This is a genomic window from Arthrobacter rhombi, assembly GCF_039526245.1.
Classification (GTDB): Bacteria; Actinomycetota; Actinomycetes; order Actinomycetales; family Micrococcaceae; genus Arthrobacter_H; species Arthrobacter_H rhombi.
In genome coordinates this window covers 280,428-301,544 of sequence record NZ_BAAAIV010000012.1, presented here as the reverse complement: position 1 = coordinate 301,544, position 21,117 = coordinate 280,428, and the positions used below count along the sequence as shown (strand labels likewise).

Below are 21,117 nucleotides of genomic sequence, written 5' to 3'. Positions count from 1 at the left end.
ATGACGGTGCTCAACGCGATGGCGACGGGGTGAAGCCGCCGGTGGACCCGAAGCCCCCGGCGCCGCGCACGGAATCGGGCAGGTCCTCAACGGGGATGAAGGCGGCATGCTCGACGCGCTGGATGACCAGTTGCGCGATGCGGTCACCGCGGTGCAGCACGATCGGGGTCCGGGCATCGGTATTGAGCAGGGTCACCGAAATCTCGCCACGGTAACCGGCATCGACGGTTCCCGGTGCGTTGACCACGGTCAGGCCGTGTTTGGTGGCCAGACCCGAGCGTGGATGGACCAAGCCGACGAATCCGTCGGGCAGGGCCAGGGCAACCCCGGTGGGAACGAGCTTCCGCTCCCCCGGTTCCAGGGTGACGTCTTCGCGCGCCCGCAGGTCCGCGCCCGCATCACCCGGGTGGGCATACGACGGCGGTTCCAAGCCGGAATCGAGCATCTTCAGCTGGACGTCAAGGGTGGTGGTGGGCTGGTCGGGCATCGTGGCCGGGATCTCCAGGGCGTTGCGGTTCATGAACGAGTTCACTCTAGCCCGATTGCCCCGCAGCCCCAATGCACGGCAGGACGCCCCGGCAGAATAAGCTGGTGTCATGCCTGATCAGACTGCCTCCACATCGTCCCCCGAGATCTACCGCGAAAAGCTCTGGCCCGCCTGGTGGCTGTGGATCCTGGTCGTGGGGACCGGGTTCGCCGGAATGGCCATGTTCCTGCCGGTCAACCTGGAGCTCTCCATTGTCGTGGGCATCATCGTCTTCATCGCGGTCGGGATCATCATGCTCTCGTCCACCCCCACCATCAGTCTGACCGCCGACTGGTTGAAGGTCGGTCGCGCCAGCATTGAACGACGCTTCATCGGTGAGGTCTCGGTCTACCGCGGCGAGGAAGCCACCCTGGAGCGTGGACGCCGACTCAACGGCACCGCATTCCTGTGCCTGCGCGGCTGGGTCGACCCGGTGGCCAAGCTCGAGATCATCGACCCGAATGACGCCACCCCCTACTGGCTCGCGTCAACGCGCCGCCCGGAGGAACTGCAGCGCGCCCTGCAGGAAAGCGCCCGGGCGTAAGTCCCTCCCCGCAGGTCATGGGCGGGCCCTGGCGTATCGTCGGGGACCGCCGCCGTGAGCTGGCTAGCCCTCACAGTCCTTGCAGTAGAAGAGCCCGTTCTTCTCCTTCGCCACCTGGGAGCGGTGGCGCACCAGGAAACACGAAGCACAGGTGAACTCATCTGACTGCGCCGGAAGCACACGGACCAGCAGTTCTTCACCAGAGAGGTCGGCGCCGGGCAGCTCGTAGGAGTCGGCTACCTCCGCTTCGTCTTCGTCAACCACCGCCGACTGCTTGTCGGTGCGACGGCCCTTGAGCTCCTCGAGGGAGTCTTCCTTGGTATCGTCGTCGTTCTTGCGCGGCGCATCGTAGTCGGTCGCCATATTCTCTCGGTCACGCTCCGGTTCTTCGCTGGTCATCGGTCCGCGCGGGCGGGTGCCCGCACTCCCGGATCGGTGTCTGGACGGGGAATTGATCCTGGGAATCGGAGACCGCCCCCAGGGGTCGATCCAGTGTTTCCGTCCCGTGAAGCACAACGCCCCGACCGGGCATTTTGTGCCCGTGACGGACAGATTGTTCACCATCGGCCGGAGAATTCCAAATCCCGGTGCGGAACAGCCCGGGAGCCAGGCCCAGCGGCCGTCCCCGCCGGGTCCCCGGGGCCCAAACAAACCGCGCCACACCACGGCAAATGACGGATTATCACGGGGTCCAGTGGCAGAGTCTTACCCGTACGTAGGCATCCGTGGAGGGAAAGTATGCAGCAACTTCGGCTCGTAGGTGTCCAAGAGGATGGCGAGCACCTGCTGTTGGGCAGTGACGATGGGTCCAGCTTTGTGCTGCGCATCGACGAGGCGCTCCGGGCTGCCACCGCCCGGCCCATTGGACGCCCCGCCGCGTCCACTGCGGAACATGCGCCCACCGCGCTGTCCCCCCGCGAGATCCAGGCCCGGATCCGCACCGGGTCCACCGCTGAGCAGGTGGCCGAGGAATCGGGCCTGCCCTTGGACCATGTGCTGCGCTATGAGGGTCCGGTGCGCGCGGAACGCGACTACATCGCCCAGCTGGCCCGCGGCATCGAGGTTTCCACCCCGCAGGGGCATGACACCTACCGTTCGGCCTTCGGCGACGAGCCGGCCTCACTGGGCGAAATGGTCGGCGTCCGCCTGAGCACGCTGGGCGTCAGCGCCGCGTCACTGGAGTGGGACGCCTGGCGCCGCAGCGATGGCTCCTGGGATATTTCGGCAACCTTTGACGTGAGCGGCTCGAATACCGATGCCAGCATCGGCGAGGAGCCCCCGGCACTCTGGGTCTTCCACCCGGCACGGAAATCCCTGCAGAACGCCAACCGGTGGGCCCAGGTCCTCAGTGAGATGGAGCCCGCGGAAAACGCGTTCACCAACCGCCGGCTGACGGCGGTGGCCGACCGTCCCTTCGATTTCGAATCCGAGCCCAGCCACGAGGTGCAGGGCGCCGCGAAGGGCACCGGATCCCCCGCTGCCCCCGGCAACGACTCCGAGGAACTCCTCGATGTCCTGAGGGCACGGCGCGGACAGCGTCTGGGTGTCGACGAGGACGGCGACGACGCGTTGGCGCTGCTGCTGTCCCAGGGGTCGATCCCTGCAGCCCACCCCCGCGACGAGGAATTCGTCGACGAAGGGGAAGCCCGCCGACTGGGATTCGCCCCGGCCCATGACGAGGCCGACGACGAGGACCTTCCGCACCTGCACGACGGCGTCAGCACGCACACCAGCGAATACACGGTGATCCCCGGCCTCAGTGCTTCGGACTTCCGCCACGCCGACGACTCGGTGACGCGTCACGAGGACACCGACGACGACGGTGGTGCTTCACGTAAGAAGGCCAAGCGTTCCTCCGTCCCCAGCTGGGACGAAATCGTCTTCGGCAAGAAGCGCGACTGACCTGCCGCTGGCCGGCCCGTGTCAGGGGGCCGCCAGCACCAACAGGGGGACTTCGCGTTCGGCACGCGTCATCGAACCATGCTGTCCCACCATCTCCATCGCCTGCGCGGATGACCTGCGCCCGTCGTAGAGTGCGAGTTCACCGCTGGCCAGCACCAGCACGTCCCCGATACGTGCCCTGACCCGCTCGTCGACGGCACCGAAGTATCCCCGGTCGATTGCCTCGTCCCGGGTGATGACCCATGCCTTGGCGCCGAAGGCCTCTTTCCACCGCAGGATCACCGCCGCCCGGGTCTCCTCCGTGGCGTCCGGTTCGAAGTGCAGCTGGACGGCCCGGGGCTCCCCTGCCGTCAACGCGATCCCCTCGAGCAGCTCCGGGTACTGCGAGTAGTCGATGCGTGCCTCGCGCCGCACGTCGACCATCCCGTGGTCGGCCACCAGAAGCACCAAGGTCCCGGACGGGACGCGCCGGGCCAGCGTGCGCATGTTCGCGTCCAGTTCCTCGAGCTCACTGACCCACTGGGTCGAATCGCTGCCGAAACGGTGCCCGGCCTTGTCGAGTTCATTCCAGTAGCAGTACACCAGTGCCCGATCGTGGGCTTCCAGCGCCTCCACTGCGGCGCGGACCCTGGCCTGGGGGGTACCGGCGGGCAGGAACTCACCACCGCTGAGCGAGGCGCGTGTCAGTGCCGAGTCCTTGAACCGCGGCAGGCTGGCGGTCGCGACGTACAGGTGCTCGGCGACGTCCGCGAGGACCGTGGGGTAGGGCTGCCATTCCGCGGGGTCAAGATCCTCCGGCCAGGCCCCCAGCATGTTCACCACGCGCGGGACCGCGGGGTCCACGACGTCGTATCCGACGATACCGTGGCGCCCCGGCACCATCCCGGTTCCCAGACTGGACAACGAGGCCGCAGTCGTCGTGGGGAAGGCGGCGTCCAGGGTCCTCGAATTCGCCATGGCCGACCGCAGGAACGGAGCATGCCCCGAGCGTGCCTTGAGCAGTGACTTGCCGAGGCCGTCTGCCATCACGACACATACCCGACGGGCCTTGGGCAGCCCCAGCACGTTGGTGTAGCCGGGGGCCCCGAGGGCGGCTGCAGCACTGGGCATCAACGCCGACAGGTCGGCCGTGCCGTACCGCGGCGCAGCGGGTAGTGGTTCGGCTGGTTCCAGTCGCGGGCCGGTGGCGGTTCCCACCCGGTTCAGCCCTGGTGGTGGCCGCGCACGAAACGGCCCGGGGCCCGTGGCGTCCGCGGATCGGTGGTCACCTGGCTGGGTTCCAACGCGGTGGAGGTCGTTGCCTTGCGGAGTGCGCGGGCAAAGGCCCGGGCCTCGTCGACGGCCTGGAGCCCATCGGCTTCGGCGCTGACGCGCATGACCACGTCTTCCTTCTGCAGGGTGCCGGTGTAACCGTGGTCGGCGTCGCATTGTGGGTCTGCGCAGCCGGCGGGAGCCAGGTCGACGCGTTGGCCGCCCGACCACGAGATCGCCAGGGTCAGTTCGCGGCTCTTGTCACTGGGACGGTAGTCCTGCGGCTGGTGGTAGACGAAGCTGAGCACCACGGAGCCGATCCGGCCGATCGGCACGGTTTCGGTGGAGACCTGCGCCATGACCTGATCACCGATCTCGTCCATCTGCTGGTCGTCCACATGGACGATCACCATCACGTCGGCCGTCAGCACCAGGACGGTGACGTGCCGGTGGACCTCGGTGTGTTCGATATGGGTCTCCAGCTGGACCAGATGCGCCAGCGGCTCCATCCCGTCCAGGGCGTCTTCGACGACGTCGGCCACCAGGCGCGGGTAGAACCCGGCCCGTTCCAGTGCACTGTGCAGGTCGCGGCCGGCGGCCGAGGTACGGGAGAACATGTCCTCCAGTCTAGCGGCGCTGACGGCGAGGGGCCGATCCGGGACGCGCCCCCGGGTCAGCGCATCGCGCGACGGGCGCTGTCGGTGCGCTGGGCCGGGTTCCCGATCCGGATATCTGCCGACAGGACGGTCACCGTCCCGGTCGAGACCAGGACCGGGTTGAACTCCATCAGGGCCACTTCCGGATGGTCGTCCTTCAGGGTGGCCACCCGGTTCAGGAAGTCCTCCAGGCCCGGGACGTCGACCGCGGGGAACCCCTGGTAGCCGAACAGGCGTTGGGAGGCCCGCGGGCTGCGCACGAAGTCGGAGAGGTCCGTCGAGGTCAGGGGAGGGATCGCATGCGCCCAATCATCGAGCAGATTCACCGCATCCCCCGCCAGGCCAAAGGAGACCAAGGGTCCGAGGAGCGGGTCTTCGAGGGCGCGGACCACACATCCCTGACCCGAGGCGGCCATGGTCTGCACTTCCAGGTCATCGGCGCCAAAGTGCCGCAGCATCTGCTGCATGTGGCGGATGTTCGAGCGCAGGGATTCCTCGTCGGTGATGTTCAGGCGGACACCGCCCAGATCCAGCCGGTGCCGCAGGTACTGGTCACGTGCCTTCAGTGCGACCGGCCAGCCGATGCGGTCCGCGGCCCGGACGGCCTCGTCCTCGTTGGCGAACGGCACGGACTCCAGGACACCGATGCCGTAGCAGCCCAGCAGTTCGGCGGCGGCGTCGGGTGAAAGGGGCAACAGGTCGGTCCCGGTGACCTGCTGCATGTGACGTGCCAGGACCTCATCGGCGCGATCCCGGTCGATGCCGGGCGACTCGACGTAGTGGCCGAAGTCCCGATCACGCCAGGCAACATACTGGACCATTTCGGCCAGGGCCTCGATCGCTGCACCGGGAGAGACATACGTCGGGACAGCCAGTTGGAGCGGCGCCGCGTCCCGGACCTCCGCGGCTGCGGCGTCTTCGGGTGGCGCCGTGGGGCCTGGCTCCGGGGCCACCGGCTGGACAGCCGGCCCGGAAGGTTGCCTCATCTGCAGGAGCCCGACCGCCGGTTCCGACGGATCCATGATCCCGGTGAACGAAGCCAGCACGGTCTTGCCTGCCTCCCGGCCGGCGTCGTACAGGATTTCCGCCAGTTCCCGGTGCGTGATGCCCGGCGCCGGCAGCACGGCCAGGACCAGGCATTCGACCTCGGGGAGGGCCAGCAGACCCTGCAGCGTCCTGCGCAGCCGGGGCAGGGCGCGCGAGGCTCCGTCGTCGAGGACGATTTCACGTTCCCTGCGCACCACTGACAACTCGTGCTGTTCCGCGTTGTCCTCGACCACCCGGGCCAGGGCCGGCGAGTTGGCGACGACGGCGAGCCCCTTGCCGTGGGGCAGCGGCTGGGTGGCAAAGAGCTGGGCGACGTCCATCAGCAGTTCGTTGGACGAGACGCGGATGACCCCGGATTGGCGGAGCATGGCGTCGACGGCCCCGAGGGGTGCCTGGGTGGTGCGCACCGCGTGTCCCGGGGGCAACCGCAGTCCCATCACGTCGGATTTGGCCAACAACACCGGTTTGCTCCGGGCCAGCCGGCGGGCAATGCGCGAGAACTTGCGCGGGTTGCCGAAACTCTCGAGGAACAAGGCCACGACGCTGGTGGCGGGATCGTCCTCCCAGAACTGCATGGCGTCATTTCCGGAGACATCGGCCCGGTTGCCGGCCGAGACGATGCTGGAGACCCCGATCCCCCGCCGACTCGCTGCGGAGTAGAGCAGGACGCCGATGGCTGCCGACTGGCTGAACAGGCCCAGCCCGCCGCGTCGGGGCATCCCCGGGGCCATCGAGGCGTTGAAGCTGACCTCGGGCGCGGTGTTCACCAGCCCCAGCGAGGCGGGGCCGATCAGGCGCATGCCGTTGCTGCGGGCCATCCTGACCAGTTCGCGTTGCCGGCGCAATGTCTCGGCCTGGTCCGATCGGAAGGTCCCGGTGACCACCAGCAGGCCGCGCACCCCGTGGGTTCCGCAGTCCGCGACGACGGCCTCGAGTTCGGATTCCGGCACCGCGATGACCGCGAGGTCGACCGTTTCGGGGATCTCCGCCAGGGATCCGTAGGAGATCATGCCGGCCAGTTCCAGGGCGTCGGGGTTCACCGCGTACACGGAGCCGGTGAATCCCCCCTCGATGATGTTCTGCAACAGCGTGTATCCGACCGATCCCCACTGTCGGCTGGCCCCGATGACGGCCACCGACCGGGGCGCCAACAGGCCGGCGAGGGATTGTGCCTCGGCGCGGTGTTCCCGCGATTCCATGACGGCCCGCGACTTGTCGGTGGGGTCGATCGGGAATTCGAGCATGACGACCCCGTCGTCGAATTTGCGTTTGACCTCATAGCCGGCCTCGGCGAAGACGGTGAGCATCTTGCGGTTCTCCGGCAGGACCTCGGCGCTGAAGCGCTCGATGCCGTTCTCGCGGGCCGCCGCCGCGAGATGCTCGAGCAGGATCGACCCGGCGCCCTTGCCCTGCGTGTTGTCGGCGATGTTGAACGCGACTTCCGCTTCGAGGGGATCATCGAGCCGGTCGTACCTGCCGATGCCGATGATCTGCTGGCCGCGCAGCACGATCATCGCCACCCGGTTGACATGATCGACCTGGGTGAAGCGGGCGAGCTCGCGGGCGGTGAGCTTGGACTTGAAGGTGAAGAACCTCAGGTAGATGGAGGTCTCGGATTGCCCGGTATGGAAGCGCTGCAGTTCCTCGGCGTCGGAGGGTCCGATGGGCCGCAGGTGGGCGGTCGTCCCGTCGCGCAGGACGACATCGGCTTCCCAATGGGCCGGATATTCAGCGTTTTCCACCTCGTTCACCATAGGCTTAGCCTACGGCCTCCCCGCGCGGATCCGCTGCGATCCGGCATGCCGGGACGCTGCGCCCGCTACGGCGCCGTCCGGCCCAGGTCGGCAAGCACCAGCACCGATTCGAGGAATCACACATCATGGCCCGCAGGCAGACACCGGAACCACCGCAGGACTTCGTCGAGAACATCGTCGATATCGACGTGACCTCCGAAATGGAGGGGTCGTTCCTGGAGTACGCGTATTCGGTGATCTACTCCCGCGCCCTGCCCGATGCCCGCGACGGACTGAAGCCGGTCCAGCGCCGCATCCTGTACATGATGACCCAGATGGGCCTGCGGCCCGAGAAGGGGCACGTCAAGAGCGCCCGCGTGGTCGGCGAGGTCATGGGCAAGCTGCACCCGCACGGCGATACGGCCATCTACGACGCCATGGTCCGCATGGCCCAGGGCTTCGCCCTGCGCCTGCCGCTGATCGACGGGCACGGCAACTTCGGTTCACTCGACGACGGTCCAGCCGCCCCCCGGTATACCGAGGCACGGCTGGATTTCCCGGCGGTGGCGATGACCGACCACCTCGACGAGGACGTCGTGGACTTCGTCCCGAACTACGACAACCAGCTCGTCCAGCCGGAGGTCCTGCCGGCTGCCTTCCCGAACCTGCTGGTCAATGGCACCACGGGCATCGCGGTGGGCATGGCCACCAACATGGCCCCGCACAACCTCGGCGAGGTCGTCGCAGCAGCCCGGCACCTGGTGGAGAACCCCGATGCCCCGCTGTCGGACTTGATGAAGTTCGTTCCCGGCCCCGACCTGCCCAGTGGCGGCCTGGTCATCGGTCTGGACGGCATCAAGGATGCGTACACCACCGGCCGCGGTTCGTTCAAGACCCGCGCCAAGGTCGAGCTGGAGCAGATCAGTGCCCGCCGCAGTGGACTCGTCGTCACCGAGCTCCCCTACATGGTCGGCCCGGAAAAGGTCATCCAGAAGATCAAGGACGCCGTCACCGCCAAGAAGCTCTCCGGCGTCGCGGATGTCATCGACCTGACCGACCGCAAAAACGGCATGCGCCTGGTCATCGAGCTCAAGAACGGGTTCAATCCCAACGCGGTGCTGCAGCAGCTCTACAAGTACACGCCCATGGAGGATTCCTTCGGGATCAACAACGTGGCCCTCGTCGACGGGCAGCCGCGCACGCTGGGGCTGCGCGAGCTGCTCGAGGTCTACGTCGCCCACCGCCTCTCGGTGGTCACCCGCCGGACGGCGTTCCGGCTGGGCAAGAAGAAGGACCGCCTGCATCTGGTGGAGGGCCTGCTCATCGCCATCGTCGACATCGACGAGGTCATCCAGATCATCCGCACCTCGGACGAGACGGCCATTGCCCGTGAACGCCTGATGGCCGTGTATGACCTCTCGGAGATCCAGGCGAACCACATCCTCGAGCTGCGCCTGCGCCAGCTGACCAAGTACTCGCAGATCGAACTCGAGAAGGAACGCGACGAGCTCCAGCGCGAGATCGAACGCCTCAGCGCCATCCTGGCCTCCGACGAGCTGCTGCGCGGGCTGGTCTCCAGCGAACTGGCCGACGTCGGCGAACGGTATGCCACCCCGCGGCGCACGGTGTTGTTGAAGTCGGAGACCGCCACCGCCTTGAAGGGCACCACCATGCCCGCACCGGTCGGCGCCAGCGCCAAGGCCCCGCTGACGTTGGAAATCGCGGACGACCCCTGCTGGGCGGTGCTCTCCACCTCCGGGCGGCTGGCCCGCACCGCCACCCGCGATCCGTTGGCAACCGATGGCCCGCGGGTCAAGCACGATGTGCTCACGTCCCTGCTGCCGGCGACGGCGCGCGGGGAGATCGGTGCGATCACCTCCACCGGACGCATGTTGCGGCTGCAGGTGCTGGACCTCCCCGTGCTGCCGGCCACCACGTCCTTCCCGCATCTGGCCGACGGCGTCCCCGTCGCCGAGTTCATCTCGCTGTCCAAGGGCGAGGCCGTCGTGGGGTTGGTGCCGCTGAACACGGTCCTGGCCCTGGGCACCGCCCGTGGCATCGTCAAGCGCGTCACCCCCGACTACCCGCTGAACCGCGACGAGTTCGAGGCGATCACGCTCAAGCCCGGTGACCGGGTCATCGGCGTCTGCGTGCCGGGAGAGAATGACGATCTGGTCTTCATCTCCGCCCAGGCCCGGCTGCTGCGCTATGCCGCGTCGGGTGTCCGGCCCCAGGGCCGGACCGCCTCAGGCATGACGGGCATCAAGCTCGCCACCGACGACGAGGCCATCTTCTTCGGCGCAGCCCACCCCGACGACGACCAGGCGGTGGTTGTGACCATCGCCGGCGGCGGCGCCACGCTGCCCGGCACCGGAGCGGGCACCGTGAAGGTCACCCCACTGTACGAATACCCGTCCAAGGGCCGGGCAACCGGCGGCGTGCGGGCGCACCGCTTCCTCAAGGGCGAAGACGTGCTGACGCTGGCCTGGGCCGGGCATGGTCCCGCCCGGGCCGCGTCCGCCGCAGGGATCTCGCGGGCCCTGCCCATCGAACATGGTCGACGGGATGGCTCGGGTGTGCCGCTGTCCAGCAAGGTCGACGTCCTGGGCGGCATCCCGGTGGCCCCGGAGGCCATTGGGGAGCCTGCACCGCCGATCGACAGGTCCGCCAACGGTGAACCGGGGGCTGCCGAACCGGCAACCGCTCCGGCCCGTGCGCGCCGCTCCCCCACTGAGGCCAAACCGGCGGGCCGGCCCGCGGCTCCCGCGGCACCCGCAGGGGACTTCCTGCCCGGGTTCGAACCGGAGACGACGCGCAGGGCACCGTTGGCGGCCCCGGAGGAGGACAGCGTCCCCTTCGCCGACTCCGCCGTCGTGGAAGTCGAAGGACGGGGCACGACGCCGGTGCAGCCCTAGCTGCCCCGGCCCGCCGGAACCGGCGCGCGTCCGGCAGCGGCGCCGAGGTTCAGCACGGCGTCCGCCGTCGTGGCCAGGGCCGCATCGTGGGTGACCATCACGACGGCCACCCCGGCCAGGGCACCGCGCAGGTCCTGCAGGAGTTCGGCCGCCTCGTCGCTGCCCAGGTGGGCGGTCGGCTCATCCAGCAGGACGACGTCGGCGCCAGCCACCAGCGACCGGGCGACAGCCAGACGCTGCCGTTGTCCCCCCGACAGGCGGTGCCCGCCGCTGCCGATGCGGGTCTCGAACCCCGCGGGTTGGGCAGCGAACCAGGGGCCGAGCCCCACGGAAACCAGGGCGTCCCGCAGCTCGGCGTCATCCACCGGATCCGCGACGCCGCGGCCCAGGCACAGGTTGTTCCTGACCGACGCATCGAAGAGGTGGGCCTCCTGCGGGCACCAGCTGATCCGCCCCAGCAGCGGGGCGCCGGCTGCAGGATCGTCCCACGGATCGATGAGCCCGCCGGAGGCATCGAGCAGTTGCAGCGTCCCGGCCGCGGGCCGGACCAGGCCCAGCAACACGGCCAGCAGGCTGGACTTCCCGGAGCCCGAGGGTCCGGTGACGGCCAGCCACCCACCCCGGCGGACGCGGCCACTGACGTCTTCGACAACCGGTGCGTTCCCGGACCACGCCACGGCCACCCCGTCCAGTTCCAGCCCGTCCAGCCGACGGAAGCTGCCGGGATCGGCAGGCAGCGGGGCCGGCGCGTCATCGGCCGGGTCCAGGACGGTGGCCACGGCGTCGAGCCGGTCACCGAACAACGGGACCCTGGCAGCTGCCTCGGTGGCGTTGGCGAAGGGTTCGTGCAGGCTCAGGGCGAGCAGCGAAACCACCGCCAGCAGCGCTGCGGCATCGGCACCCGCCGTGTGGGCGGCGACGACGGCGATGCAGGCGATCGCCGCCAGCCCCGAGGAGAGCACGGCAACTGCCTCGCCGAGACCGGTTCCGGCGGCGGCACGGACCAACGCCGAGGACGCTGCCTGGTCGCGGCGGGTGAAATCTGCGACGGCGCTCCCGGCACGGCCGTTGGCGCGCAGGTCCCGGGTGGCCCGCAGCAGTGCCGATATCCGTCCGGCGATCCAGCTGCGATGCCGGGCCGCCTGCGCCGCGGCCCCCCGCTCGACGGTGAGGGCCAGCCAGGGCCCCCCGAGGAAACCCAGAATCCCCGCAAGGCAGAAGACCCAGATGGTTCCCGGCACCAGCAGGGCCGCGGTGAGGATCGATCCCATCCACGCCAGGACCGCCGCCGGCAATGGCACCAGCACCCGGGGGGCCGCGTCGCGCAATTCGTCGACGTCGGCCACCAGGTGGGTTAGTGCGCCGCCCGAGCGGGTGAGTTTCCCCCAGCCCGCCGGACGGGTGGACAGCGCCTCCCACAGCTCCGAACGCAGGACGGTGGCCCAGTCGAGGACGGCCCGGTGGACGGCAAGTTGCTGCACGTACCGCAGCGCGGCGCGGCCCAGGCCGAAGAACCTGACCCCGACGATGGCCACCATCAAGACCATCATCGGCGGCCGCGTGCTGGCGTTGACGATCAACCAGCCCGACACGGCGGTCAGCGCGGCCCCGGACAGCACTGCCGCAGCAGCCAACAGGACTCCCCCTCCCATCCCCGAACGCCACCAGCGCAGCGACGAGAGCACGCGCCGTCGCCCCCGCCACCCCGGCCGGCCGCCGGGCATCCGGGCGGTGGAAGCGCCGGCACCGGACACCACCCCCGGCTCACCGGCCAGGTCAGCGGTGCTGCCATCGTCGGGCTCCACTGCACCGGTCGGGGAACCAGCGGGCGAGGAGTCAACGGAAACCGCTGCTTCGGGGCCGTGGCGGAGCAGCCCGGCCAGCACCCGGTCGTGGGTGGCGACCACCAGGGTCACCTGGCCGCGGAGCGCGGTGAGCTGAGAACGCACGGCAGCGGCACTGGCACCATCCAGGTGGGCCGTGGGTTCGTCGGCCAGCAGCAGGCGCACCCCTGCGTGGCGCACCCGCAGCAGGGCCCGCGCCACAGCGACCCGGCGCAGTTCACCGGGGCTCAGGTCCTCGAGCGGTCGCTCGGCCAGGTGCCGTGCCTTGACGTCGCCCAGCACGTCATCGATCGCCGCCCGGGAGGCCTCCGGGGCGTGGAAGGCCAGCTCCTGGACTGCCGTGGGTTCGGTGAACCGCGGGTGCTGGCCGATCCAGGCGGTCGCCGCGGCTCCGGGCACGTCGATGACGCCCTCCGCCTCGGTATCGCGGGGCAGCACGCCGGCCAGGGCGTGCAACCAGGTGCTCTTGCCGCTGCCGGATACGCCGTCCAGGACCGCCACTCCCCCGGCGGGCAGGGTGAAATCCTCTCCGGCGAGAACATCCTGGTCCGCACCGGCATAGCGGATCCGCAGTCCCCGGACCCTGATGGCCGGCGCGCACCCGGCCGGCGCGGCATCCCGCCGGCTCCCGACGGCCGGGCCTTCCGGGTCCCCGGCGTCCGCTGCATCGCCGTCACCGATGACCGCCTCGGCACGGCGCAGTGCCTCCACCCCGTCCTCGGAGGCGTGGAACGCGGCACCGACGGCACGCACCGGCAGGAACACCTCGGGGGCCAGGATGAGGGCCAGCAGTCCGACCTCCAGCCCCAGGCTCCCGTACACCAGCCGCACACCGACGAAGACGGCCACCACCGCCACCGAGATCGTGGCAATCAACTCCAACGCGAACCCGGAAAGGAACGCGGTCCGCAGCGTGCCCATGGTGGTCTCCCGGTACCGTGTCGAGACCGCGGCCAGACCCCGGCGGCGCTCTCCGGCCCGGCGCAGTCCGATCAGTGCCGGCAGGCCCTGCGCGAGCTCGGCGAGCTGGTTGGACAGCGCATCGAGTCCGGCCGCCGCAGCGTCGATGCGGTCCCGGGTGTGCAGGCCGATCAGCGCCATGAACAGCGGCACCAGGGGCACGGTGAGCACCAGGATGACGGCGCTGACCCAATCGGCGGCGAGGATGCGCGCGCCGATGAACACGGGCACGACGGCGGCGCCCACCAAGGCGGGCAGGAACGTGGTGTAGTACTCATCCAGCCCATCCAACCCGCGCGAAGCCAGCGCGGCGACCGCTCCCTGTCCACGGGGTGCCTCGGCGGCGGAATCCCGGTTCCGTCCCGTCAGGACCGAGGTGACCAGGCGGCCGCGGAGGCGCTCCTTGGCACCGAGCACCACCCGTTGGGACGCATACGCCAACGCCCACGTGGCGACGGCACGCAGCAGGACCCCCAGGCAACCGGCCCAGAGCGCCGGCGCCAGCACGTTTCCGGCCGGCACGGCGCCCGCAGCTGCCACGCCGGTAATCCCGGAGGCCAGTGCCTGCCCCACCAGGATCAGGCCGACGGCCTTGAGCGCCGACAGACCGGAGAGCAGCACCAATTGCCGGCGCGGGACCTCGCGCAAGGCACGGTGGGGACCGCGGCCTGCTGCCGGGCGGTCCGCAAGGCGGCCCGCAGTGGATGGTGCGGGGGGCGTCGTCGGCGTCATGGTCTGGTTACACCACCGGGGTCACTGCGTGGGCTGCGGGGATGTGTGCCTCGGAGACGCGACGGCGGAACACCCAGTAGGTCCAGCCCTGATAGAGCAGGACGAGCGGGATGCCGAAGGCACCAATGACGCTCATGAGCCCCAGCGTGTACGGGCTCGAAGAGGCGTTCGCGACGGTCAGGCTGAACGCCGGATCGAGCGTCGACGGCAGGACCACCGGGAACACCGCCACGAAGATGGAGGCCACCCCGGCGACGAGGAAGAGCCCCGATGCGGCAAATGACCAGCCTTCGGCACCCCGCCGGTTGGCCAACCAGCCGGCCACCGCCCCGAGGACCGCCACGACGAGCAGGACCACCGGGATCGGCTGGGCGGCAGGCACCACGACCAGAATGGCCCACGCGGCCATCGGCAGCAACGCCAACGGCATCCAGCGCCCGATGAGCCGCCGGGCCCGTTCGCGCAATTCACCGTCGGTTTTCAGGCCCACGAAGGCCAATGCGTGGACGAGGGAGAACGCCACCACCGCGAGTCCGCCCAGGACCGCGTAGCCATTGAGCCACGCGAAGGCACCTCCGACCCGGTCGCCATTGGCGTCCAGTGGAAGACCGGTGGTGGTCAGGCCAAGCATCGCCCCCACGCCGAAGGCCGCGGTGAACGAGCCCAGGCAGATCGCCCAGTCCCAGGCATTGCGGCTGGATTGGCGGTGGGCCTTGCCCCGGTACTCGAAGGAGACGGCCCGGAAGATCAAGGCGACCAGTACCAGGACCAGGGGGATGTAGAGCGCGGAAAACAGCGAGGCGTACCACAGGGGGAATGCCGCAAAGGTGGCGGCACCGGCGGTGATCAGCCAGACCTCGTTGCCATCCCAGACGGGTCCGACAGTGTTCAGCAACACGCGGCGTTGGCGTTCATTGCGGGCGAGCAGCTTCATCAGCATGCCCACCCCGAGGTCGAATCCCTCGAGGAAGAGGTACCCGGCCCAGAAGAAGGCGATGATCACGAACCACAGGGTGGGGAGGAAATCCATCAGTGTTCCTTTCTCGTTGTCGTGACCGGGCTAGTAGGCGAAGGCGAGCACATCGCCGTCGCCCTTCGGGGTGTCGTCATCCGGACCTGAGTCGCCCGGCGGTGCTGCCGCCAGTTCGGGCATGGCCGAGGGGACGCCGCCGCGGATGTATCGGACCAGCATCTTGACTTCGATGACTGCCAGAGCCCCGTAAACGGCGGTCAGTGCGATCAACGAGAACAGCATCTCGCCTGCCGAGACCCCGGGCGAGACGGCAGCCGCGGTGTACATGAATACCTGGTCGACGGAGCCGTCCATCGTGGGATTCGGCGCGACGACGAAGGGCTGCCGGCCCATCTCGGTGAAGATCCAGCCCGCGGAGTTCGCCCCGAACGGTGCAAGGATGCCGAAGACCGCCAGGCGTGAGATCCACTTGCTCTCCGGGACCGTGCCCTTGCGCACCATCCAGAGGGCCACCAGCGCGGCAAAGGCCGCCAGCCCGCCGAAGGTGATCATCAGCCGGAAACCCCAGTAGGTGACTTCCATCAGGGGCAGGTAGTTGATCTCCTGGCCGGCGCGGTCTCCGTACATCGGGTCGTCGGGCAGGTGGGTGCCGTACTTTTCCTGGTACTGCGGCAGCAGCGTGTTCACCCCGGGGATCTCGGTGGTGAAGTTATCGTTGGCCAGGAAGGACAGCAGACCGGGCAGCTCGAAGACGGCGACGACATCATCACAGGTGGTGGCACCGTTGCCCTTGAGGTTTCCAATGGTCAGCACGGAGAAGCCGGTACCGTCATGGCAGGCTGCCTCGGCGGCGGCCATCTTCATGGGCTGCTGCTTGAACATCAGTTGGGCCTGGGCGTGTCCTGAGAGGGCCACGCCGGCGAAGGCCACCATGGCAACCACGGCACCGATGCGCAGCGACTTCAGCCACACCACATGGTCGGTCTTGTCCCGCCCGGCACCACGGCTGGTGTCTTCCCCGACGACGACGTGTCCGGTGGCATCCACGGTGTCGATGCCTGCGGCCCGACGTCGGTACAGATGGAACCACGAGATCCCGATCAAGAACCCGCCGGCAACGGCAAAGGCCCCGAAGATGGTGTGGGGGAAGGTGACCAGTGCAGTGTTGTTGGTGAAAACGGCCCAGGCATCGGTCATGACCGCCCGCCCGTCGATCATCTCGACGCCGACAGGGTGCTGCATCCAGGAATTCGCCACCAGGATGAAGTAAGCGGAGAACACCGAGGCCAGGGTCGCGGCCCAGATGCAAGCCAGGTGCACCAGCCGCGGCAGTCGCTGCCAGCCAAAGATCCACAGTCCCAGGAACGTGGATTCCACGAAGAAGGCCAACAGCGATTCCATCGCCAGCGGGGCACCGAACACATCACCCACGAAACGTGAATACTCGCTCCAGGCCATGCCGAACTGGAACTCCTGCACCAGTCCGGTCGCCACGCCCATGATGAAGTTGATCAGGAACAGCTTGCCCCAGAACTTTGTCATCCGCAGGTACTCCTCGCGCCCCGTGCGTACCCATATGGTTTGCAGGGTGGCGACCAGAATGCCCAGGCCAATGGTGAGAGGCACCATGAGGAAGTGGTACACAGTGGTGATACCGAATTGCCACCGCGCAATTTCGAGGGGGTCCATGGGCAACCTTCCAGACGCTGAGGACGCGACGGGTCGATCTCTCAACCCGACTTCTACATAACGTAGAATACTTCATTTCTACGCGATGTAGAACCTTTCGTAAATTCAGGGTAGATTGGTATCAGCGCAGCGTTCCGAACGCCGGCGGCCTTTCGCTGCTTCGGTTCTGCGCATGTTCTCGTTGGCTAGCTAAGGAATATCAGTGGCAACTCTCGGCGACCTCGAACGCTCGGTGATGGACTTGTTGTGGGACAGCGCCGACGCACAGACCGCCAACGACCTCCGCGACAAACTGGCGCAGGACGCTGGCAGTGAAGGTAAGGAACTGGCCGTCACCACAGTGCTGACCGTGCTGGCCCGGCTGGAGAAGAAGCAGCTCGTCACCCGCGAAAGGGACACGCGGCCACATCGCTACCGGGCGGTGACAAGCCGCGAGGAACATACCGTGGAGCTGATGAACGAAGCCATGGGCAATGTCATGGACCGCGAAGCGGTGCTCGCTCGTTTCATCGGCGGGATCTCCCCGGAGGAGCTGGCCTCCTTGCGACGGATCCTTGGCGACGGGGCTTCCGCTTAGCTGCGGCCCGGTAGCCGCCAGCCAGTCCCATGCTGACCGCCTCCTACCTCCTCCTCGGCCTCGCCATCATCCTGGCGTGGCCAGCCCCGGTCGTGCTCTCGCGTGTCCGCTGGACCGCCCGCTCCCCGTTCACTGCCTTGTTGTTATGGCAGGCGATCGCATTAGCCGGTGGCCTGTCAATGATCGGCGCATTCCTCGTGTGGGGTCTGGAGCCCCTGGGCGACGACCTGTTGTCCGCCCTCCGGGGATTCTGGGCGGTCCTCGCTGGTCAACCAGGCGCTGACTCGTTGACCGTCATCCACGTTTTTGCCCTCAGTACCGCATTGCTGATCGGCGGCCATCTGGTCTTCACGCTGCTGCTCACCGCTTACAAGGTCAATCGCCAGCGTGCCCGGCATCGCCGTCTGCTGACCCTGCTGAGTGGCCCGTCGCCCTCCATCCCGGGCGCGGTCGTCGTCGAGCACCAAGCGCCGGTTGCATATTGCCTGCCGGGATTCAGCGGCTCACTCACAGTCCTCTCGCGCGGACTTCTTGACTCACTTGACGCGGAGGGGCTGCGCGGAGTGATCGCGCACGAGCACGCCCACCTCGACCAGCGTCACGATCTGCTGGTGTTGGCTTTCGAATCCTGGCACCAGGCACTTCCCTGGCTTCCGACATCGCGGCTGGCGCGGCTGGCAGTCCAGGAGCTCATCGAAATGCTGGCCGACGACGCAGCGCTGAACCAGGTGTCCCGTGAAGACCTGTTGCGTTCGCTGATTGCGGTCTCCGCTGGATTGGGCGTGTCCGACGGTACGGGTGACACGTCGCCGACGGCCGGCAGAACCCCATCGCGGGGGCCAGGTGAAGCTTCCCCTCTGACGCCGGTGTCCGGGTCCGGGCATGCTGCGGCGGTGCCTGGCGGCGAGTTGTCCTCGCTGCGCTTGCGTCGTCTGCTCAGCCCCGCACCGGAGCTCCCCTTCGCGGCGCGGGCCACGGTCATGGGAACCTCGGTGCTCCTGATGGTCGTCCCCACATTGGCACTGGTCGCACCGGGACTGCTCGTCTGAGACCCGCGGGCCTCAGACGTCGATCTGTTCCATATCCAGGCGCTCGGCTCCGGCAATGATGAACTCCTTGCGCGGGGCAACATCGCTGCCCATCAGCAAGTCGAAGACCTGCTCGGCGCGCTCGGCGTCGGAAATGTTCACGCGCCGCAAGGTGCGGTGACGCGGATCCATGGTGGTCTCCGACAGTTGCTCGGCATCCATCTCACCCAGACCCTTGTATCGCTGGATGGGTTCCTTGTACTTCTTCCCCTGCGATTCAAGGTCCTTCAATACGGCATGCAGCTCGTTTTCCGAGTAGGTGTAGACCATCTCGTTGGCCTTCGAACCGGAATGGATGACCTCGACCCGGTGCAGCGGTGGAACGGCGGCATAAACCCGTCCTTGCTCGACCATGGGTCGCATGTAACGGAAGAACAAGGTCAGCAGCAGGGTCCGGATATGCGCGCCATCGACATCCGCGTCCGTCATCAACACGACCTTGCCGTAGCGGGCAGCGGAAATATCGAAGCTTCGACCTGACCCCGCTCCCACCACCTGGATCAGTGCGGCGCACTCGGCGTTCGAGAGCATGTCACCAACGGACGCCTTTTGGACGTTGAGGATCTTTCCGCGGATCGGCAACAGGGCCTGGAAGTCCGACGAACGGGCCAGTTTCGCGGTGCCGAGGGCCGAATCGCCCTCCACGATGAAGAGTTCGGAACGCGCGACATCGTCGCTGCGGCAGTCCGCGAGCTTCGTCGGCAGCGAGGATGTTTCCAACGCGCTCTTGCGTCGCTGGGTCTCCTTGTGCACGCGCGCCGAGATGCGTGATTTCATCTCGTTGACGACTTTTTCCAGCAGGGAAGTGGACTGTTGCTTATCTGCTCTGGCAGTGGAGGTCAGCCGGGCTCCCAGCTGCTTTTCGACCACCCGTGAGACGATCTGCCGCACCGCCGAGGTCCCCAGGATTTCCTTGGTTTGGCCCTCGAATTGGGGCTCCGCCAAACGAACCGTCAGCACCGCCGTCATCCCAGCGGTGACGTCGTCCCTCTCGATCTTGTCATTGCCTGCTTTGAGCTTGCGGGCATTGGCTTCAATGACCTTGCGGAAGGTCTTCAGCAGGGCCTGTTCGAACCCCGTCTGGTGGGTACCGCCCTTGGGGGTCGCAATGATGTTCACGAAACTGCGCACCGTGGTGTCGTACCCGACGCCCCAGCGCAGAGCGACGTCGACCTCGCAAGTGCGGTCGACTTCCATCACCCGGCTGTGTCCGGTGTCGTCCAAGACGGGGACGGACTCCTTGAACGTCCCCGTCCCCTGGATACGCCAGATGTCGGTCACTGCCGGGTCGTTGGCCAGGTAATCGACAAACTCCGAAATTCCACCGTCGTGGTGGAACACTTCCTCGATGGCCCCATTTTCACTGGCCGTTCCTGCCAGCTTGCGTTCATCGCGCAGGGTGAGGCGCAGTCCGGGAACCAGGAATGCGGTCTGTCGCGCCCTGGCTTCGAGCTCTTCATAGGAAAACTTTGCGTCGGCAGTGAAGATCTGGCGATCAGCCCAGTATCGGATCCGCGTTCCCGTGACTCCACGCTTGGCCTTGCCAACGATGTCGAGTTCGGAATTCTCCACGAACGCCACGAACGGGGCATCCGGCTTGGGCTTGCCCGTGTCCTTGAACCGCCCCGGCTCGCCGCGGCGGAATTGCATTTGGTAGGTCTTCCCACCTCGGTCGACCTGCACGTCCAGGCGTCCCGAGAGAGCGTTGACCACGCTGGCGCCCACGCCATGGAGGCCACCCGACGCAGTGTAGGACCCGCCGCCGAACTTGCCGCCGGCGTGGAGTTTGGTGAAAACCACCTCAACGCCGGTGAGCCCTGTTTTGGGTTCGACGTCGACAGGAATGCCACGGCCGTCGTCGTGGATTTCAACTGAACCATCCGGATGCAGAATGACGGTGATTGACTGCCCGAATCCGCCCAGGGCCTCGTCAACAGAGTTGTCGATGATCTCCCAGAGACAATGCATGAGTCCCCGGGAATCGGTGGAACCGATGTACATGCCGGGGCGTTTCCGCACGGCTTCCAGTCCTTCAAGCACGGACAGGTGACGTGCGTTGTACTCAGAACTCGGTGCCACGGTGGACATGCTCCTTGTCGACGGCGGAATTCGGACCTTCTCCACGGTAGTCCGCGGCAAAGGGATTTTTCGTCTCCCGCGCCGTTGACCCTTGCACCAACCACCTGCACGTCGCCCCTGCCGTGGCATACGACACGCCAACGGGCGAATGCGGCCGGATCAGTACGCGGTGAGCGAAAGTCGAGGTATGGCGAGATGATTCCCGCCCTTTAACTGGTTGTATGGAGTACACGAGATCTAAGGAGGTCACCATGACGGCAACATCAGTGGCAACACGCGGACTGACTGCGCTCGACCGCTGCGACCGCTGCGGGGCACAGGCATATGTGCGAGCGGTACTTGAGACCTCTGGCGGGGAGCTGCTTTTCTGCGGCCACCACGCACGCGATGTCGAAGCAAAGCTCCGTCCCATGAGTGCCGAGTGGCAGGACGAAACCGACAAGCTTCATGAAAAGCCGGTCTACTCCGACGAGGACTAGATCCCCCTCGGGATCGTTCCTCCCCGGACGTCCAGGCCAAAATGCGGGAACCGTGTCCTCACGGTTCCCGCATTTTTTTGCGTTGGCCCACCGGCTCCTTCCGCTGGAAGGAACGCTCAGTG

Annotated in this window: 15 protein-coding genes; 6 read left to right on the top strand and 9 right to left on the bottom strand. The window is 67.5% G+C overall.

The window, feature by feature from the left end:
- Positions 1–10 precede the first annotated feature (10 nt).
- Entirely contained in the window at positions 11–520 is a 510-nt protein-coding gene (gene dut / locus ABD088_RS12020) for a dUTP diphosphatase (RefSeq protein WP_343902172.1), read from the bottom strand.
- A gap of 76 nt (positions 521–596) precedes the next feature.
- Here dut and ABD088_RS12015 point away from each other — a divergent pair, with 76 nt between their 5' ends.
- A complete protein-coding gene (locus tag ABD088_RS12015) occupies positions 597–1,070 on the top strand; it encodes a DUF3093 domain-containing protein (protein WP_343902171.1) in 474 nt (157 codons plus the stop codon).
- A 63-nt stretch (positions 1,071–1,133) separates the two neighbouring features.
- Here ABD088_RS12015 and ABD088_RS12010 read toward each other — a convergent pair whose 3' ends face one another.
- Positions 1,134–1,433 carry a DUF4193 domain-containing protein gene (locus tag ABD088_RS12010; protein ID WP_343902373.1) on the bottom strand — a complete coding sequence of 100 codons (300 nt, stop codon included), beginning with the start codon at positions 1,431–1,433 and terminating at the stop codon, positions 1,134–1,136.
- Positions 1,434–1,808: 375 nt separating this feature from the next.
- Here ABD088_RS12010 and sepH point away from each other — a divergent pair, with 375 nt between their 5' ends.
- A complete protein-coding gene (gene sepH / locus ABD088_RS12005) occupies positions 1,809–2,972 on the top strand; it encodes a septation protein SepH (protein ID WP_343902170.1) in 1,164 nt (387 codons plus the stop codon).
- 21 nt (positions 2,973–2,993) lie between these two features.
- Here sepH and ABD088_RS12000 read toward each other — a convergent pair whose 3' ends face one another.
- Genes ABD088_RS12000 through ABD088_RS11990 form a run of 3 tightly spaced genes read right to left on the bottom strand, consistent with a single transcriptional unit; the run spans position 2,994 to position 7,680 of the window.
- Positions 2,994–4,169, bottom strand: coding sequence for an alkaline phosphatase family protein (locus ABD088_RS12000; protein ID WP_343902169.1), 1,176 nt, complete (start codon positions 4,167–4,169; stop codon positions 2,994–2,996).
- A 5-nt stretch (positions 4,170–4,174) separates the two neighbouring features.
- Positions 4,175–4,840, bottom strand: a complete 666-nt coding sequence (locus tag ABD088_RS11995; RefSeq protein ID WP_343902168.1) for a DUF5998 family protein — start codon at positions 4,838–4,840, stop codon at positions 4,175–4,177.
- A 56-nt stretch (positions 4,841–4,896) separates the two neighbouring features.
- A complete protein-coding gene (locus ABD088_RS11990; protein WP_343902167.1) occupies positions 4,897–7,680 on the bottom strand; it encodes a bifunctional acetate--CoA ligase family protein/GNAT family N-acetyltransferase in 2,784 nt (927 codons plus the stop codon).
- Between the two features lie 125 nt (positions 7,681–7,805).
- On the opposite strand from ABD088_RS11990, the gene ABD088_RS11985 reads away from it, so the two are divergent.
- Positions 7,806–10,574, top strand: a complete 2,769-nt coding sequence (locus ABD088_RS11985) for a DNA gyrase/topoisomerase IV subunit A (RefSeq protein WP_343902166.1) — start codon at positions 7,806–7,808, stop codon at positions 10,572–10,574.
- Here ABD088_RS11985 and cydC read toward each other — a convergent pair.
- From cydC to ABD088_RS11970, 3 genes are read right to left on the bottom strand one after another with little or no spacing between them, the layout of a single operon-like run.
- Positions 10,571–14,110: a thiol reductant ABC exporter subunit CydC gene (gene cydC / locus ABD088_RS11980; protein ID WP_343902165.1), complete on the bottom strand. Its 3,540-nt coding sequence runs from the start codon at positions 14,108–14,110 to the stop codon at positions 10,571–10,573. The genes ABD088_RS11985 and cydC overlap by 4 nt on opposite strands.
- 7 nt (positions 14,111–14,117) lie before the next feature.
- The gene (gene cydB, locus ABD088_RS11975) at positions 14,118–15,140 is read right to left on the bottom strand and encodes a cytochrome d ubiquinol oxidase subunit II (protein ID WP_343902164.1); all 1,023 of its coding nucleotides are present in this window, start codon (positions 15,138–15,140) and stop codon (positions 14,118–14,120) included.
- Between the two features lie 30 nt (positions 15,141–15,170).
- The gene (locus tag ABD088_RS11970) at positions 15,171–16,772 is read right to left on the bottom strand and encodes a cytochrome ubiquinol oxidase subunit I (protein ID WP_343902163.1); all 1,602 of its coding nucleotides are present in this window, start codon (positions 16,770–16,772) and stop codon (positions 15,171–15,173) included.
- A gap of 202 nt (positions 16,773–16,974) precedes the next feature.
- Between ABD088_RS11970 and ABD088_RS11965 the strand changes: the two genes are divergently transcribed.
- Positions 16,975–17,349, top strand: coding sequence for a BlaI/MecI/CopY family transcriptional regulator (locus ABD088_RS11965; RefSeq protein WP_343902162.1), 375 nt, complete (start codon positions 16,975–16,977; stop codon positions 17,347–17,349).
- Between the two features lie 29 nt (positions 17,350–17,378).
- A complete protein-coding gene (locus ABD088_RS11960; protein ID WP_343902161.1) occupies positions 17,379–18,398 on the top strand; it encodes a M56 family metallopeptidase in 1,020 nt (339 codons plus the stop codon).
- Between the two features lie 12 nt (positions 18,399–18,410).
- Here the strand turns inward: ABD088_RS11960 and ABD088_RS11955 are convergent, their stop codons facing one another.
- Complete coding sequence (locus ABD088_RS11955; protein WP_343902160.1) at positions 18,411–20,516, bottom strand: DNA gyrase/topoisomerase IV subunit B; 2,106 nt, start codon at positions 20,514–20,516, stop codon at positions 18,411–18,413.
- Between the two features lie 251 nt (positions 20,517–20,767).
- Here ABD088_RS11955 and ABD088_RS11950 point away from each other — a divergent pair, with 251 nt between their 5' ends.
- Entirely contained in the window at positions 20,768–20,995 is a 228-nt protein-coding gene (locus ABD088_RS11950) for a DUF7455 domain-containing protein (protein WP_343902159.1), read from the top strand.
- Positions 20,996–21,117 lie beyond the last annotated feature (122 nt).